At 40.4% G+C, this 17,336-nt stretch carries 15 protein-coding genes and 1 tRNA gene; 11 read left to right on the top strand and 5 right to left on the bottom strand.

The genetic code is table 11. The features are described from left to right. Nucleotides 1-54: 54 nt before the first annotated feature. A complete protein-coding gene (metG, locus tag BM528_RS11565; RefSeq protein WP_071979942.1) occupies nt 55-2,082 on the bottom strand; it encodes a methionine--tRNA ligase in 2,028 nt (675 codons plus the stop codon). 108 nt (nt 2,083-2,190) lie between these two features. Between metG and apbC the strand changes: the two genes are divergently transcribed. Then, nucleotides 2,191-3,342, top strand: coding sequence for an iron-sulfur cluster carrier protein ApbC (gene apbC, locus BM528_RS11560; RefSeq protein ID WP_071979941.1), 1,152 nt, complete (start codon nt 2,191-2,193; stop codon nt 3,340-3,342). Between the two features lies 1 nt (nt 3,343). On the opposite strand, the gene BM528_RS11555 is transcribed toward apbC, so the two are convergent. After that, nucleotides 3,344-4,192 (bottom strand): EamA family transporter, encoded by an 849-nt coding sequence (locus tag BM528_RS11555; RefSeq protein ID WP_071979940.1) that lies wholly within the window; start codon nt 4,190-4,192, stop codon nt 3,344-3,346. A 179-nt stretch (nt 4,193-4,371) separates the two neighbouring features. Here BM528_RS11555 and dcd point away from each other — a divergent pair, with 179 nt between their 5' ends. The 5 genes from dcd (at nt 4,372) to BM528_RS11530 (ending at nt 8,373) form a co-directional block, all read left to right on the top strand. Further along, nucleotides 4,372-4,965, top strand: coding sequence for a dCTP deaminase (gene dcd, locus BM528_RS11550; protein WP_071979939.1), 594 nt, complete (start codon nt 4,372-4,374; stop codon nt 4,963-4,965). A gap of 147 nt (nt 4,966-5,112) precedes the next feature. Then, nucleotides 5,113-6,552 (top strand): SLC13 family permease, encoded by a 1,440-nt coding sequence (locus BM528_RS11545; protein WP_071979938.1) that lies wholly within the window; start codon nt 5,113-5,115, stop codon nt 6,550-6,552. Nucleotides 6,553-6,655: 103 nt separating this feature from the next. Next, nucleotides 6,656-6,732: transfer RNA gene (locus BM528_RS11540), tRNA-Pro, on the top strand. Between the two features lie 565 nt (nt 6,733-7,297). Continuing rightward, entirely contained in the window at nt 7,298-7,888 is a 591-nt protein-coding gene (locus BM528_RS11535) for a DUF4760 domain-containing protein (protein ID WP_163086008.1), read from the top strand. 83 nt (nt 7,889-7,971) lie between these two features. After that, a complete protein-coding gene (locus tag BM528_RS11530; protein ID WP_071979936.1) occupies nt 7,972-8,373 on the top strand; it encodes a hypothetical protein in 402 nt (133 codons plus the stop codon). Between the two features lie 616 nt (nt 8,374-8,989). Here the strand turns inward: BM528_RS11530 and BM528_RS18525 are convergent. Then, complete coding sequence (locus BM528_RS18525; RefSeq protein WP_156844055.1) at nt 8,990-9,214, bottom strand: hypothetical protein; 225 nt, start codon at nt 9,212-9,214, stop codon at nt 8,990-8,992. 367 nt (nt 9,215-9,581) lie between these two features. Between BM528_RS18525 and BM528_RS11520 the strand changes: the two genes are divergently transcribed. Beyond that, nucleotides 9,582-10,337 (top strand): hypothetical protein, encoded by a 756-nt coding sequence (locus tag BM528_RS11520; RefSeq protein ID WP_071979934.1) that lies wholly within the window; start codon nt 9,582-9,584, stop codon nt 10,335-10,337. Nucleotides 10,338-11,115: 778 nt separating this feature from the next. Here the strand turns inward: BM528_RS11520 and BM528_RS18520 are convergent. Both BM528_RS18520 and BM528_RS11510 read right to left on the bottom strand, forming a co-directional pair. Continuing rightward, entirely contained in the window at nt 11,116-11,280 is a 165-nt protein-coding gene (locus BM528_RS18520; RefSeq protein ID WP_156844054.1) for a hypothetical protein, read from the bottom strand. 79 nt (nt 11,281-11,359) lie between these two features. After that, nucleotides 11,360-12,334, bottom strand: a complete 975-nt coding sequence (locus tag BM528_RS11510; RefSeq protein WP_232230480.1) for a hypothetical protein — start codon at nt 12,332-12,334, stop codon at nt 11,360-11,362. A 784-nt stretch (nt 12,335-13,118) separates the two neighbouring features. Here BM528_RS11510 and BM528_RS18515 point away from each other — a divergent pair. From BM528_RS18515 to BM528_RS11495, 4 genes are all read left to right on the top strand, one after another. Then, nucleotides 13,119-13,265 (top strand): hypothetical protein, encoded by a 147-nt coding sequence (locus BM528_RS18515; protein ID WP_156844053.1) that lies wholly within the window; start codon nt 13,119-13,121, stop codon nt 13,263-13,265. Between the two features lie 199 nt (nt 13,266-13,464). Next, on the top strand, nt 13,465-14,265 hold the full coding sequence (locus BM528_RS11505; protein ID WP_156844052.1) for a hypothetical protein: 801 nt from the start codon (nt 13,465-13,467) through the stop codon (nt 14,263-14,265). Next, a complete protein-coding gene (locus BM528_RS11500) occupies nt 14,262-15,617 on the top strand; it encodes a hypothetical protein (RefSeq protein ID WP_071979930.1) in 1,356 nt (451 codons plus the stop codon). Before BM528_RS11505 ends, BM528_RS11500 begins: the two co-directional genes overlap by 4 nt. 6 nt (nt 15,618-15,623) lie before the next feature. Continuing rightward, entirely contained in the window at nt 15,624-17,336 is a 1,713-nt protein-coding gene (locus tag BM528_RS11495; RefSeq protein ID WP_071979929.1) for a nuclease-related domain-containing DEAD/DEAH box helicase, read from the top strand.

Genomic DNA, 17,336 nt, shown 5'->3' with positions numbered 1-17,336 from the left:
GCCTTGGGTTTGCGTTTTTAGATACGCAAACTCTCTTCTAATCGCTTTTTTTGCCTACTTCACACGCATGCCGGGTTTCGCGCCTTCATGAGGCTCGAGAATATAGAGCTCGTCACCACCAGGTCCGGCGACAAGTACCATGCCTTCACTTAAACCAAAGCGCATTTTGCGCGGCGCTAGGTTGGCAACCATAACGGTATGTTTGCCTATCAAAGCTTCTGGCGCATAGGCTGATTTAATGCCAGCAAATACCTGCTTGGTTTCGCCGCCCAAATCTAGCTCTAAGCGCAGTAGTTTATCTGCTTTTTCAACGTGTTCAGCATTGGCGATGCGCGCAATACGAAGGTCGACTTTTGCAAAATCTTCAAACGAGATAGTCTCGCTAATAGGATCTTTTGCTAGTGGGCTATCAGGTGCAACAGCAGGCTGCTGAGGAGCTAAACTTTCTTTTGAATCGTCAACCATAGCGTCTATTTTCTCCATTTCTACCCGCTGCATCATAGGTTTAAATTTATTGATAGCGTGCCCTGTAAGCAATGTTTGTAGCGACTCCCAGTTAAACTCATCATTTAAGAAGGTTTCCGCTTTCTCAGCCAATACAGGTAAAACTGGCTTAAGGTAAATCACCAACAAGCGGAACATATTGATACCCAATGAGCATACGTCATGGGTAAATTGCTGTTTGGTCTCGTCTTTTATCGCTACCCAAGGGGCGTTGTTATCAATAAACTGATTCGCCTTGTCTGCTAGTGCCATAATCTCGCGTATAGCTTGGTGGTAGCGACGCTTTTCAAATAAGTCAGCGATGCCATCTGCAGCATTTTGGAATTCGGCTATTAACTCTGGCTCAATGACGTTGTCTGATAGTTTGCCGTCGAAACGCTTGGTAATAAAGCTAGCACAACGGCTCGCAATGTTAACAACCTTACCCACTAGGTCTGAATTTACTTTCTGAGCGAAATCAGTGAAGTTAAGATCGATATCCGTCACACCATCGCCTAATTTAGACGCGAAGTAATAACGCAGGTACTCTGGATTTAAGTGGTCTAAGTAAGTACGACCTTTTATAAAGGTACCGCGAGACTTCGACATTTTTGCACCATTTACCGTAACGAACCCGTGGATATTCACCCCAGTAGGCTTACGATATCCGGCGCCTTCTAACATGGCAGGCCAAAACAGACAGTGGAAATACGTAATGTCTTTACCAATAAAGTGGTAAAGCTCAGCGGTAGAGTCAGCCTTCCAGAAATCATCAAACTCTAGGCTGTTTTGGTCGCAGAAGTTTTTAAAGCTGGCCATATAGCCAACGGGAGCGTCTACCCAAACGTAGAAAAACTTGTTGGGAGCGCCTGGAATTTCAAAGCCAAAGTACGGAGCATCGCGGCTGATATCCCACTGCTGAAGACCTTCTGTGAACCACTCTTGTAGTTTGTTCGCCATTTCTTCTTGCAGCGCGCCAGATCGGATCCACGTTTTCAACATGTCTTCAAACTTAGGTAAGTCGAAAAAGAAATGCTCAGACTCTTTGAGTACTGGTGTAGCACCAGATACTACGCTTCGTGGGTTCTTCACTTCTGTTGGGCTATAAGTAGCACCACATACATCACAGCTATCACCGTTTTGGTCTTCTGCACCGCAGCTTGGGCACGTACCCTTTACAAAACGATCTGGCAGAAACATCTCTTTTTCAGGGTCGAAAAGCTGGTTGATAACACGTTTGCTAATGTAACCGGCATTATCAAGGCGAGAATAGATTTCTTCACAAAATGCCTTGTTTTCTGGCGAGTGGGTTACATAGTAGTTGTCGTAATCTACGTGAAAACCAATGAGGTCTTGGTGGTGTTCTGCACGCGTCCGGGCAACCATTTCTTCTGGCGTTATACCTAGCTCTTGCGCTTTAAGCATAACCGGTGTGCCATGTGCATCATCGGCACAAACACTGTAACATTCGTTTCCGCGAAGGCGCTGAAAACGAGTCCAGATGTCTGTTTGAATGTGTTCAAGCAAGTGCCCTAAATGAATAGAGCCATTTGCGTATGGCAACGCACTGGTTACCAGAATTCGGCGTTTTTCTGACATAATGACGTTATTGATTCTTTGCGTTTCAAAATGGCTGCAAATACTAGCGGAAAACCGCGTTTTTTGCATTACGTAATTAAAACAATTCTACAGGTTGTAAGGCAATTTATGTTCTTTTCTCGTAAAGCCGAGCCAGTTGCCCAAAAGGTTGCTGCTATTTTAGCCAACTATTTTAGTATAAGCACTGATGAGACACTTCTGTGGTGCAGCAGCATAGAAGATAGCCGCAGTAATGCCAGTGCCCGCGATGCTGGTAGCAGCGATAAAAGTCAAACTGTGCAAGTAACACTGCCTTTTTGTATGAATAGCCAGCTAGCTCATCTCAAAGACGTAGTGATTAGTGAATTAAAGAGCCAATTAAAGAGCGAGTTTCACAGTTCTCAGCTTGTATTTACAACACAAATTACTAGCCAACACACCAAGCTGCCACCCATTACGAATATCAAGAATATTATCGCTGTGGCTAGCGGCAAAGGTGGGGTAGGGAAGTCGACAACCAGTATCAATCTTGCCTTTGCACTTATGAAAGAAGGTGCCAGAGTGGGTATTTTAGATGCCGATATTTACGGGCCTTCCATTCCTATTATGTTAGGTAACACCAACGTTCATCCAGAGAGTGAGGACAATAAGCACATGCAGCCGTTGGAGGCACACGGGTTAGTGGCCAACTCTATCGGGTATTTAGTGCCTCAAGACGACGCCGCAGTATGGCGGGGCCCTATGGCAAGTAGAGCGCTTACGCAATTATTAAACGAAACCCTATGGCCTGTACTGGATTATTTAATAGTTGATATGCCTCCAGGCACAGGTGACATTCAATTAACTATGGCCCAGCAAGTTCCGCTTACGGCAGCGGTGATCGTTACCACGCCACAAGATTTAGCCTTAGCCGATGCTCAAAAGGGCATTAGCATGTTTGAAAAAGTCGACGTGCCTGTGCTTGGGTTAGTGGAAAATATGAGTTATTACCAGTGCCGTGCATGTGGTACCAAAGACTATGTGTTTTCTAGAGACGGTGGTGAACAGCTTGCCGAGCGGCATGGTTTACCGCTGTTAGGGCAGCTCCCCTTAGATATTCACATAAGAGAGCACGGCGATGCCGGAACCCCATTGCTGATTGGCGCGCCTGAGAGCCCTATAGCGGCCAGTTATCAAGAGGCCGCGAGGGCTATTTCTATGCAGCTGGCATTTACGCTATCACCACGAGAAAACAGTAATAAGCATATAAAAGGCGACCCAATAGGAATAGTGGGTAGCTAACTTAGCTTTTTGGTGTTGCTGCAGTGCCAATAGACGCACTTATTACCAATGCAATGGCGAGCCAGTGCCACAGGGTTAATAGCTCGCCAAGTATAATAAAGCCGGCTAGTGCAGCAATGGCAGGCTCTACACTCATTAATATACTAAAACTTTGAGATGGCATTTTTCTAAGCGCAATCATTTCTAAACTGTAGGGTAAAGCACTTGATAAAAGAGCAATACCTATTCCAGTGGGAATAAGTGCTACATTCATTAATTCATCAAAGTGAATAGCAATACCAAATGGCACTATTGCAACGGCGGCCACTAGCATGCCCAAAGCAACGATTGCTCCCGAAGAACCACTTTCACCTGTTCTTTTACCGAATAAAATATAACCTGCCCAGCAGGCTCCCGCCCCTAGTGCCAGAATAAAGCCCAGTGGATCAAGCCCGTCGGTGGCTCTTAAGTCGGGTAGTAACAATACAAGACCAATTATCGCCATAAATGCCCACAACAAATCTACTCTATTTTTAGATGAAAATATTGCAACCATCAGAGGCCCGACAAATTCAAGCGCAACAGCTATGCCAATAGGAATACGCTCGATGGCGAAATAAAATGCAGTGTTCATTCCCCCTAAACACAAGCCATAAACAACAACGGATGGTAGCTGTTCAGGTTTATTGCGCCAAGGCTTAAACACCAAGCAGAGCATAATGGCAGCAAAGCCCACTCTGTAAGTAATTGTGCCTAATACACCTACTTGCTGAAAAAGCTGCTTCGCCAGTGATGCGCCTGATTGAATGGTGATCATTGCAACAAGCACACAGATTACAGCGATAAGATATTGTCGATTAATGGCTGACATAAAAAATGACGGAGAGATAAAAAGCAATGATAGCTAATGCAATAAAGATGGCAACTGACTAATTGATTTCAGAGTTAAAAAAATAAGATTGTTAAAACCACATAAAACAAGTCTTCTAGCAGTTGATTGGACTGCCTGACATACGCATAATAGCCGCCAAATGAAATGAGGAATACATCATGCGTTTGTGTGACCGCGATATTAATCAATACCTGCAAGACGGCAAAATTAAAATAGAACCCACACCAAGCTACGACCAGATAAGCGGTGTAACGGTAGATATTCGTTTAGGTAACAAGTTTAGGGTGTTTGAAGAGCATCAAGCGCCTTTCATTGATTTAAGCGGCCCGAAAGTTGAAGTTCAAGAAGCGCTCGACCATGTTATGAGTGATGAGATTGAGCTTGAAGAGGGTAAAGCCTTTTTCCTTCATCCTAAAGAGTTAGCCCTTGCTGTTACTTTAGAGTCGGTAACCCTGCCAGACAACATCGTGGGTTGGTTAGATGGCCGCTCCTCGCTGGCTCGCCTAGGTTTAATGGTGCACGTAACCGCCCATAGAATCGATCCAGGTTGGTCGGGGAACATTGTGTTGGAATTTTATAACAGTGGAAAGTTGCCATTGGCACTTCGTCCGGGCATGAAGATTGGGGCTATCAGCTTTGAAGTGCTATCAAGTCCGGCAGAGAAACCTTACAACGCCAGAGTGGACGCAAAATACAAAGGCCAAGATGGTGCTATTGCAAGCCGTATTTCATCCGATGAGCAACGCAAGTAGCAGCAAAGGCATTACCAACAAAACACGAGAGAAATACTTTCAACCTTCAAAGCGGTGATTAGGTAGTGCGTTTCCCTTCAATTACTGGTAGTACTTATATAAGTAAATAAAATCAATAATAAATACGACGAGTAACTGGGAAGCGCAATGGACACTACGCCTCAAACAAATAAAAATAACTCACCTCAAACAACGTCCACATCAAAAAACTTGATAATAGGCATCGCGTTCTTAGTCGCTTGTGCGAGTGGACTCGCATTGTGGTTTGTAGGGCAGCCCAGTGAAATAATTTTCACTGCCGCTATCACTTTGTTTGTTGCCATTTTATGGGTTACCGAAGCGCTTCCTATTCCAGCTACCTCCTTATTGCCTTTTGCGCTATTTCCTCTGTTTGGTGTGCTTTCTCATAGTGAGGCCGCTTCTGCTCTAGGCAGTCACGTTATTATTTTGCTGATGGCGGCATTTATGCTGTCTAAAGCATTAGAGCGAGCAAATCTGCACAAACGTTTTGCCATCTATATGCTTCGTCTTACGGGTAGCGGCAGCCCGATAAAGTTGATATTGGGTTTTATGCTAACCACAGCGGTTCTCAGTATGTGGATAAGTAATACTGCTACCATACTGATGATGTTGCCCATGGCTATCGCCATTATCAACGCGGTAGATAATCCTCGTTTTGGTGTTGCCCTAATTTTGGGTATTGCCTACGCTGCTAGCGTAGGCGGGGTAGGCACGCCTATAGGAACTCCACCGAACATCATCTTTATGAGTGTTTATGAAGAAACTCAGGGTATTGAATACAGCTTTTTAGATTGGATGAAAACCGGTATCCCTATCGTTATTTTGGCCGTACCTATCATGGCATTATGGCTAGCCCGTGGAATAAGCGTAGTGGGCAATATAGATTTACCCGTTCCAGGCACATGGTCGAGAGCGGAGAAACGCGTGCTAGCCATATTTGGTACCGTAGCCATGGCGTGGATATTTCGCCCATTTTGGACAGCATGGCTAGGTGTAACCACTATAAGTGACAGCACAATTGCGGTTGCAGGCGTTGCCGCTATGTTCTTAACCAATAGCGGTAATGATGATGGAAAGCCTGATACAAAAGGCAACAGAGATAAGTTGTTAAACTGGAAAACAGCAAACGATATTCCTTGGGGAATGTTACTGCTATTTGCTGGAGGTATCTGTATTGCTAAAGCCTTCACTGCATCTGGGTTGAGCGTGTTAATGGGGACGTGGTTAACCGGCCTTTCAACTTTGCCGGTAATCCTGCTGATATTGGGCATATGTTTATTCGTTACGTTTTTGACTGAAATAACGTCTAACACCGCCACATCAACTCTGCTCATGCCCATATTAGCCGCAGCTGGAATAGCCGTTGGCGTAGATCCAAAACTACTTATGATCCCCGCTGCTATTAGCGCAAGCTGTGCTTTTATGTTACCTGTGGCAACTGCGCCAAACGCGATTGCGTATTCAACAGAAAAGTTTGATATAAAAACCATGGCCAGAGAAGGAATAGTACTCAACGTCATTGTTGCTATAGTGGTGACAGGCGTTTGTTATGTCACCCTCGCATAGGTAATTTCAAAGAACTGGTTAGCAATTAAGCGCTTGAGTGCCTTAATTGCTAAATGTCGTTGCATTGTTGATTTATTTGAGTAGACTTACACGCTCTTTCGGTCGGTGTGTGGCGCAGCTTGGTAGCGCACTGTCATGGGGTGTCAGGGGTCGGAGGTTCAAATCCTCTCACACCGACCAACTTCTCCTATTTTTCAATGACTTACCCCGCTCATTGATTGCTCGTAGAAAGAGCGTCCCAAAACTGTCCCACAATTGTCACATTATACAGTATCTGAAGCTTTCCTTGTGGCTTTACTCGGCTCTACTCCATAAACGGGGGGCAGCACTCATCTTTATGTTGGGGCGTGCAGCTAAGTTGCTTTTTATATGTGGCTCTTGTAAACTAGAAAAAAGAAAGCATTGACTTGAATGGGCAACAGAGTTACGCTTTAGCGTAGCTAAAGCGTAACTCTGTTGCCCAGTAGTACTAATCATCTAAATTGTTGATTTTAAAGGTTTTTTTATTTTTTTGTAGATGTTTTTGTTTGATGTTGACATCTATAGTATATCGAGACTATAGTTTATTGGTATATGTGGTTATAAATAGGGAGTTTCCTATGTATAGAGAAGAAGATTGGGGATTTGGCGCAGCTGCCTAACCAAATATGTAATTAAGATTATAAGAAGAGCCTAATGGCTCTTTTTTTGTGGGTGAGTTTTGAAGAAGAGAACTAAGTTAAATTACATTCTTGTGGGTGTTGTAGTGATAACGTCTATAGGTGGGATATTTTTAATTCATCGTGTAGATGAAAAACTGATATCTGCAACAGCGATTTTGCTTTCAGCGACACTTGCTCTAACAGCTGCACTTTTAAATCTAGCATACTCACGTCAAACAGCTAGAGAGGCTAATTCTTTGGAGTTCCAAAAAAGACTACAAGATAATGACGAATATATAGAACACGTTAGAAAGGTTGGCGAAGCTATTGCGAAAAGAAATGAACTCGATTTCGCTGAGTTGGCACAACCAGAACAAAGAAGTAACGAGTATACTATAGCGATAAGGTATGTATTGAATACTTGGGAGCAGGCATCAAATGCAATAAGGCATGATTTGTATGACGAATTGTATTTATATGAAGCTTACAAATCAATGGTTGTTGATTTTGGTCTATATTTTCGTGAATTTATAAGCTCATCACAAAAGAGACAAGTAACGTTCTATGAGAATTTTAGTTGGTTAGTATTGAAGTGGGTTATAAGAAAAGACTCAATTAAAGAGAAAAACCGAAAAAAAGAATTGAAGTTAATATTTAAAAAATTGAATAGGTTAGCTCCAAAGAAAATACACTGAAGGTTAGTTTATCTTATAGCTTCAACAATCCCCCTCCATCTGTGCCTAGTTAATCCTGAGGTTTACTAAAACAGGACATAACTATGACAAAGAAGACTCAGAAGCGTGATCTGCAAATCACGTTCATTCATCAGTTCAAAAGAGCGACAAGAACACAATGGCCCGACAAATTTCGTTTATGTTGGTATTTCAATCCAGAGACACTGGATTACGTGTACGAACATAAAAATGAGCAATTTGTTACGAACGGGTTTGTTATATCAGACGGTCTCGCAAATGAGCTTCCAGAAGAGTTCAGGAAGAAATATTTCGAGCCATCGGAGAGGTGCTTATTGTTCTTATTATTCGAGCTTCAAATCGTTGGTTTTATCAATTCAGATGAAGTTGATGATGGAGAGTTTGAAAATGTTTTCGGTGTAACGAAACATCGTTACTTTTCAGTCGAAGCCATTGATGAGTGGGCTGAGCAGGTTGAATCACTTTGAGGGCTGCTTTGCAGCCCTTTTTTATTAAGTGCTAAAAGCCCCTTCTTGCAGGGTTGAAGTCAATCTTCAAACGAATTCGTGCTGCTAAATCTCGCAGTAAAGAATTTGCAATTCGTCAAAAATTCATTAAGTTTTCAACTAGGGATACATACTAAGAGGGATATCGAATGAAAGCCGGAGCTATTTGTGAGTGAGTTAGAAGATCATCAAATCATTTGTTTGGTGTTAGGTACTATGAGCGGTGTTTGCCTTACGTCGTTTTTCATAACTATGAATCCGACGTTTGCACTGGTTAACATTCTATTTATAAGCAAAGTTTTGCGGGGTATGCAAAGATACTATGATGACAAATCGTGTAGAAAAAATGGACGTGAGTTGATGTCGCAAGCATTATTACGATTCTTTTAAACAAGACATGAACTTGAGTAATGGAGCCGCTATTGGCTTCGGACCTTGTAATGCGGTTGATTTTTTAATCTACTCTGAGAAGGTTTTTAACGAGGGACTTTATATGCAGGAATTATGGTTTTTACTACCCATGGTGATTTTGGTCGCAGGCTCTTTATTTATTATCAATAGGGCAAATCATGATGATTGATTAACGCTTTGCAGTCCACTATGTATTTTTTAACGATTTTGTCATCGTTATTCTCCCCGCCAATTCACCTGAAGTTTCTGCAAAGCGTAAGCTGGCGAATTGATTATTTGATAGCGTTAATGCGCGAATTTCCGACTTTCCCTTCGACTGATGACAACACTGTGCTTTAAGCAGTAAATTGATAAACCAATGAATGAAGTTACATCTATTTTCCAATGAGCTTACCGTTTTTGTATGAGACATATGCTCTTTGGAAAAATTGGCAATTAAACCATTGAGTACAGTAGATAAAGCTTAACAATCAAATCGCCAGTTGCACGCTTCCTTGGACAATAAACATTCGCCTTTGTCGCTTCGCTAGGATTTTAGCCTACGCGCTACTGCCCTTTATGTGGAAGTCCGCTTATTATGCAAGCTCATCACTTAAGTATCTTGACATATATCCTCATAAATGAATATTATAGTTTTGACTTTGCAGAAGAGTCATCCCCTCGCAATGGATAAGATTTCTCGAAATCATTCTGCATCAAGTAATTACTTATATATTTTCTTTTGACTGATGTGTTTTGAGCGAGGCAATACAATATTTCAGAATTAAAGGAAATTTATAATGCCTATATACACTCCGACGAAAACAACTCTCCAAAAAATAAAGAAAGAAGCAAAGAAGCTCGACAAAAGTCTTGGCTCTCTTCAGCAAAGACAAGATATAGTCTCTCAAAACTTTGGATATAGAAATTATTACGATTTCGATCAAGCATATAAAAAAGCATCCTTTATTATCTCAGGTAGTCCATTCTCAGGTACGGGGAGCTTTTCTGGAGAAATTCTACTTGAAGGTAGAGATGGTCTAACACATCAGCCCTACATGCGTACTGTTAGGGTCGAAGAATATGAAATAACGCAAAGGTTTGAACTAGAGAGTAACGATTCCATAGATTCTTCTATGCAGCAATTTTGTGAGTATATCGATTCACATCTCCGAGATTTCGCATCGCTAATATTCAAGGCACGAGACGAACATAGAAAAATCAATCCATATAGTGATTTTATAGAGTTAAAGTCTGATTACAATCTCAGGTCGGTAGACATAGTTGTTGGCGTTGAATTTCCGAAAGGGCTGTCTACTCAAGAAGAATTTAAATTTGCAGAAAAATGGTTTTTCGATGAAGGGAAAGGAGGTCGCATTAGTTTATCAAACCTCCCGAATGATGGCCTAATCCCTGCAAAAGCTATTCCGACGTTTTTGAGAAATATTAGAACTATTGCTGAACAATCTTTTAAACAGGGCTGTTATGTATTTCCTAGCTCTATGCATCAAGATTTAACATGTGATGAAACTCAATTAAACCGGTATTCTCACTGAAATTGTGGCTCCACGGTGTCGAGATAGCAAGAAAAATTAGGTGACGCATAAGTCGCACCTAATTAGAGTGTTGAACGTCTGGTGTTTGTCATAGCTGTCAGGTAAATGAAGTTACACCTAATCAACACTTCTTTAATACAATATATTCTGCTACAGAAAAGCACCCCATTAGGGGTGCTCAATTTTATGAGTCTCTTAGCTTATGCGTAGCATATAAAGAAACTAAAATTAATAGCACTGCTATCGCAATGCAGCCAAACGATAAAAGTAGTAATCTATCCGTTAACGCTTGGTATTCGATATTGTCGAAATGTCCAATTATGGCAAAAGCTGTATTAAAAAATGAATTTAATGCAGCTATTGCTACTAGTGAATTGCTCAGTGCCATCCATTTTCGGCTAAAGCGTGAACAATGGTTAAAAAGCCTCTCATAGTTTATTTTCATATTGTGTTCTCTTAGTTGATGTCCTAAAAATAACTAAGCTTTTTGCATGGAAATTTTTTCTGTCGCGCCATGAGTTTTAGTTTTTTTGACTTTTTTTGATCGACGGGCGAAATTAAATATCTTGCTTAATGGGCAGAGGCGCTAACGCTAAAACAGTTCTTTGCAGCATCGCAGAAAGAACTAAGGCGAACAGTGATGTGCCTTAGTATGCTATGACTTTCTTTAATTTATTCAATTGACTTGAGGCGGACGTGGAGTAACTGCCGCCACGGAATATTATCGACTATTTAGGGTGGTTAACGAAGGTATACGAAAAGTTTGCTTGGTAAGTGACTATTTAATAATGGCTGAGTCAGACAACTCTTTATCCATAATCGCTAGAGTTTCATGAGCTTCGGCGAGCACACTATTGATCGCACCGTAAACCTCAACAGTGCTTTCCTGCTGCTGACTCGACGTGCATAGAGGTATGTGCGTTAAATATGTATTGTTTATCATTGCGATACTCGATGCATATTGAAGCTTGAAGCCATAAAAAAGCGGAGCCTTTAAGGCTCCCAGAGGTCACTCCAAGGACTTATTCTAAAATTCCTAGCGCTTTTCCAGCGTCGCGAAACCCGTTCAACCTGATTTCAATTACCCTATCCTGGGTGTTTTTTGCGAGTTTTTCTAATTCTGCTAATTGTTCAATATAGTTCATCTTATTTGTCGCTGCACCGTTCTCATCACTCAATTGACGCTTACTATTAAACATAAGCTCATAGATTAGACTACATTCAGATGATTTGAATTTTATACTATCGAGCAGCAGTCGTTGTTGGCTGGAAGAGAAAGGAGAACTTCGACTATCGAATATTCGAGTATGTGCTTTCTCTATCTGTGTTAGAAACCGCTGGCGATGACTGTACATATGCACAAACTCGTAAAGGCCGTCGTTCGATTCCAGTTCCTCAAGATATTTAGTAAGTATTCTGCGTCGTATATCTCCATTATTTTTATTTTTTGAGTTTGATGCTTCCATTTCGATTGCTATTTTTGAGCCGGTATTAGCGTCGACAACTAGCGCATCTACGAGCCTAGGGTCGTTTCCTCGGTGTTCAAGTTGTATCGCTAGGTCACGTTCGGTTGCGAATCCAGAGATTTTTTTCGCTTTTGCAAGCTTTAAAACAATTAGCTGAACTGAAAGATCATGGATGAGGTTTCGTTCGTTCACTCTGCTCACGTCTGAGCGTAAATTCAGTTCCCGGTTCAACAGAAGTTCTGCCTCTCTAATCCCGAAAGACGTCAGGGTGATAAAACTGCGGTCAGTATTGGCAAAAGTCGGGTGTACTGATATGACCCCTTTTTTTTTCAATCTATTAATCAGTTTGTTAACGCTCTCTCGATTGAGATCTAGGTGACGTTGGATAACCGTTTTACTGGATACGCTAAAAGCTCCAGTGATTGCAATCACAGCATTCTCTCTCACCAACCCCCGTGCTGCCGGATCGCTAGGGGCAGATATACAGACGTGACGCATTGAAGTTTCAATTGCTCTTTCTATGTAATTCATTTCTTCTCCTTTTTTTGATTTCACAAGTACATAGAAATAGCCGAGGGGAAATAAGCAGGGGAAAGCAGTTTGCTTTGCATCCTGCCAGCGCTTCGCTAGGCTAGGCATACTGCGTAATGCCAGCGTTTTTCTAACGAAAACCATACACAACTTCGTTGTAGCAACCCTTCTGCAAGCGAGAGCTGACGCGACTTGTCGCTGCTCACGCACTCATTGCTGCGCGAATTCGACATAAGCGTTGCTCGGAGTCAGCTACCGCTGATTAACCACTATTTTCCCTGTCTTCTGCTCGGGGAAAGCGTCGCGTGGGATACCCCGCTCGCAGTGTTCACAACGGTGTTGCGAAGGTTGCAGATTATTGCTGTGCAATACTCAGCAAGTTTGCTGAAGCAAACGAAAAAAGTGGTTAATCTGCGATGCTGACTCCGGCTTCGAGAACCGCTATGTTTCACAAAGCAGTTCTCTACGCAGTAGTTGTTGAGCTGCGCTCAAGTTTTTATTCAAACTCGTACCGAGTTTGTGGTTTTTATCAAAGATAAAAAGAACATTTTGAGCTGCACTTAGTGCTATTGTCTTTTTTTTGAATTGCTCGGCAATAATGTTAGGTGCTAGGAGACATGAGAAAAATGAGTAGGATTACAAGAAATTTACAAATAGCCGAAAGGGATATGATGGGTGGCAAATCGAGTATGATGAGCGGCATTAGTAACTGAACGAAATTGGAGATCAGCGAGGCTAAATTGACTTGCGGTATCACTGAGAAGTATTTTATAACTGGAATACTATGGTTGAAGCAAAACAATCTGGAGCCAGTTTAAATACTAATGAAAGAGTTGAGCCATTTTTATTACCAAAGGAAGAAAAAGACCTAAAGACGGAAAGAGGGATTCAAACAAAGGTCAGCGTCCTTCCGCTAAAGATAGCCAAGTAACGTTTAAAACGATAAATCAGTTATCCTCGTTGTGGACTAGTGATGTTACCTATTCAAGAGCTGGCAAAAGCTGGATGTACCTCGCGATTGTTTTACATTCAAACCTCGTTGTATCGCTGGTTGGCTTACTAATAGTGACAACCTGTAGTATAAGTGTTATAAAATCAAAATGTTAATGGCATTTCAAAAGGAGTTAGAAGTGCATCCACAGGTGGAGTTGGTAAAAGAACTAGTTAAATCAACTTTTAAATATCAGCAATTCTCTTGTGCTATATTGGTATGTAAAAATCCAAAGTTAATCTCTTTATTATGCTGTGAGTTTGCAAAAACAAAACTTTCAAGCCCTTACCCTGCAGGAACAAATCTATACTATCCAATCGACGGTACTAACAAATATAGTAAAGTGAAAATTCAAGAAATTACTGAGATTGGCGGAGACATTTGGTACAAGTTTGCATTACGTCGGGGCAATAACCCAATTTGTGAGCAGTTCAACCGATTAGACGACTTCGACAACAAAGCAAAGTTAGCCAGAGATCAAGAGGACACAGATTGGATAGATCGCAACAATGTAGCCGTTAACAACATCCAAACCCATTCCGGTACATTTTTTCCCTCTATTATTTCTCAATTCAGAGGTTTTGAAGAAGTTATTCATGAGGAAGTTGATGGTTCAACACTAAAAAATTTGCTGGGCATTAATTGCCTAGTTGATTTGAAAAGCGCAATAAGGTTCACATCTGAGAATAAAGTTGATCTTGAACACGATAAAAACAGAGTGTGGATAAATACAGTCCCAGATCGTATTGATAATAACAATATTGTTCTTCTCTCTACGGCACATAGCAGATTCGTCGAGTTTAAATCTGAAATAGAAAGCCTCTTTATTAGAACAGAGTCAGCCGAAGCTCTTCAATTTGACGAATTACCTCAAAACCTAAAAAGCATTGTTGAAATCACTTCGGGAACAAACCCTTTATCAATTTGGAGGGTTAGATGAGTCAAGTAGCTAATTTTGCAACTTTTACATCACCGGAACTTGTCAATTTAAATTATTCTTACGAACCAATAACAGAATATATCGAGCTTTTGAATTATCTTTATCAAAGCGCAGAAACAGATATACAGAAACATACTTGCAGCAAGTACAAAAACATACTGAATGATTATTTAGGGGGAAGGGAACCGCAAGAAGAAGAACTAAAATCGATTCTTGAGCAGAAAAAGCATTTTGGCCCAGATAAAGGATCATTTTATGTTGCTGCAAAGAGGTTATATAAGCTAATTAAAAGTTGCATTGAAGTCAAAATAGTTCTGCAAAACTGTCTCAATGAGATACTCAACAGCATTAACGGAAATATTGTAATACTTTGCAGAAAGCTTGAAGACCAAAATTTTTTAGAATCAATTATTTGTGATGATAGTAAGGAAAGAGTTGGTTATGTTTTCCCAAGGCAATTAAGAAACCACTACATCACTTGCACATTGGTAATAATTGCCCCTAGCTACTGGTTTAAAGAACTATTAGCTTATCCTTGTTCCCATACCACACTAGTAGTCCAACCAGAGAATTTACCATCCTCTGTCGTAACAAACGACGTTTTTGATGGTGTCGGTGGGGAGAGTTTATGGACGTCTAAAAAAAATAATCCAAACGTTCAAAATAGAAGATTGTTATTACCACCACCTCCCAATTACGAGAGAGAAGAGACCAAACAAAATAGCCTGTCGGAATTAGTAATTGAACTAAGACGTATGCAACCAACTATTTTTACGAGGGAAATAAAAAGTCTCACGGGGCAGGTTGCGCTCATTGAAGTTAATCGGAAATATTTAGTTGTAGATGAGTATGGTGTCTTGAAGCTAAGGCCGTTTCTAGATGATGATGAGCTAGATGGCTGTAAATATATAGTCAATGAAATCGACCACTCTGAAATGTCAGATGATGACGTGAACCTTGAGCTTAGGAAGCAAATGGAGTCTTGGAAGTCTTCGTTAAGAGAGTATAACAGGCCTTTTGAATTGCCAAGGATATTGACTTCGTTGGGAGCTAAACATGCTAAAGACTACAATATAAAAAATTGGAAGAAGAAAGATACAATTCGACCTAAAGATGATGATGATTTCAGAGCATTGTTAAAGTTTGCTGATATTCCTGAAGTTGAATATCCATTTTTCTTTAATTTAGCCAAAAATATTCGAAGCAACTGTATTTCAATGGGACACAGAAAATCAGAGGTTTCTAGGGAAATAATTGCTAAAGAGCTGCGTAAGTGCCTGCAACAGCAAGACACTCTCCCCTCAAGTTTTAACGTCGGCAAAATTAAGGCTTCAATCTTGGCTGTAGGGTAAAAGCATATGTCAAATATGATACCGAGAGTTATCGATATAGATAACCCCAGTGATGGAGAGAAACACCTATTCGAAAGACTTAGACAAGATCCTGATACCAAAGGGTGGACAGTTTTACACTCATTAAACATAGCCCATCATAAAACTCAAGTTCTAGGTGAAATTGACTTTCTAGTTATCATTCCAGAAGTATGTATTTTTGCTATAGAAGTGAAAGCACATCGATATATAAAGTTTGACCAAGGTTTGTGGTACTTTGGTCGAAGTAGTCGAAGTTCTCTAAAAGGCCCTTTTGAACAGGCTAATGATGCAGTTTTTAGCTTGGCAGAGTATCTAAAGTCAAAAAATATATCATTGAGCAGTATTCCTATATTTCCTTTGGTTATATTTACTCACACAGAATTAATAGCACCAAGTATTGAATGGCATTCACGGGAGTTTTGCGGAGTCAGAGAATACAGAAAAATACCCATTTCAAAGCTTTTATTAAATCGAGCAACTTCATACCGTAAAAAACTAGCTAATACTTCCACTGTAAGGTGGTTTAAACCAACTGACACAAGGCCAACTCAAATTGATGTTGAAACTCTGATAAAAGTGTTGAGGCCATCCTTGGAAATGTCTACTAGTTTTGGCTTTTTTCGAGACGAGACCAAAAAGGATCTTTTTGAATATACAAAAGAACAGTTTGTAGCATTGGATGCGATGGAAGATAACAGCAGGGTAGTCTTCAACGGTGCTGCTGGTGTAGGTAAGACTGTTCTTGCCTTGGAATCGTCAAATAGAGTAACCGTTAGAGGAGAGCGGGTTCTTTTTGTTTGTAAAAACAAAAATCTAGCTATTAGTTTACGTCGGTTTCATTCAAATATTGATATTCTTACAATTACTGAACTTTTAGAGCTTCATGCGAACTCAGAGTTTGTAAAAAAAAGTGATCGAAATAGAAATGATTATTGGACTACAGACCTCCCAAACAATGCTTTTGAAGAAATATTGAACAAAGAAAATGTCCCATATAATTATTTAGTGATTGATGAGGCTCAAGATATTTTGAGTGTTCAAAATTGGCTAGATTGCTTGGAACTATTATTAGACAAAGGTCTTTCCAATGGGCGCTGGAGTTTATTCGGAGACTTTGAGCTTCAAAATATTTATTCAATGTACCAAAAAAATACTCTGTTGAGTGACTTTCGACTCCGTTGCAATGATTTTTCTACTTATCGTCTAGCCATAAATTGTAGGAATATCCAATCAGTAAGCGAACTCAGTTTTTCTCTAGCAAGTATAAAAATTCCATATCGAAAATTTTTGAGAAAGAGTAATCCACTATTCGATTCTAAGTATTATTTTTATTCTTCGGATGAAGATCAAGTAAATAAAATTTTGAGTGTAATAAAATTGTTAAATGCACAAGGTTTTAAAGCTTCAGAATTAGTTCTTCTGTCTAAAGTTTCCGAATCGAAGTCGATCTCTAAAAAATTCGAGAGCGAACTCAAAGTTGTACCGTTTTGTTTTAGGGACAATGCTGTTCAATATACTTCTATTCACAGTTTCAAAGGATTAGAGTCACCCGTAATTATTTTGACTGACTTTTCTGAAATAGAGTCAGAACAGTCAAAAAAATTGTTGTATGTAGGTGCGAGTCGGGCAACGGAAATAGTGATTTATATGTTTAAAGATGAAGTTAAAAAACATTTATTGAAAGGGATAAAAAATTAA

This window comes from Alteromonas sp. RW2A1, assembly GCF_001886475.1.
Lineage (GTDB): Bacteria > Pseudomonadota > Gammaproteobacteria > Enterobacterales > Alteromonadaceae > Alteromonas > Alteromonas hispanica.
Note: the sequence above shows the minus strand (reverse complement) of the source record. Positions and strands in the feature narration are given on the sequence as shown.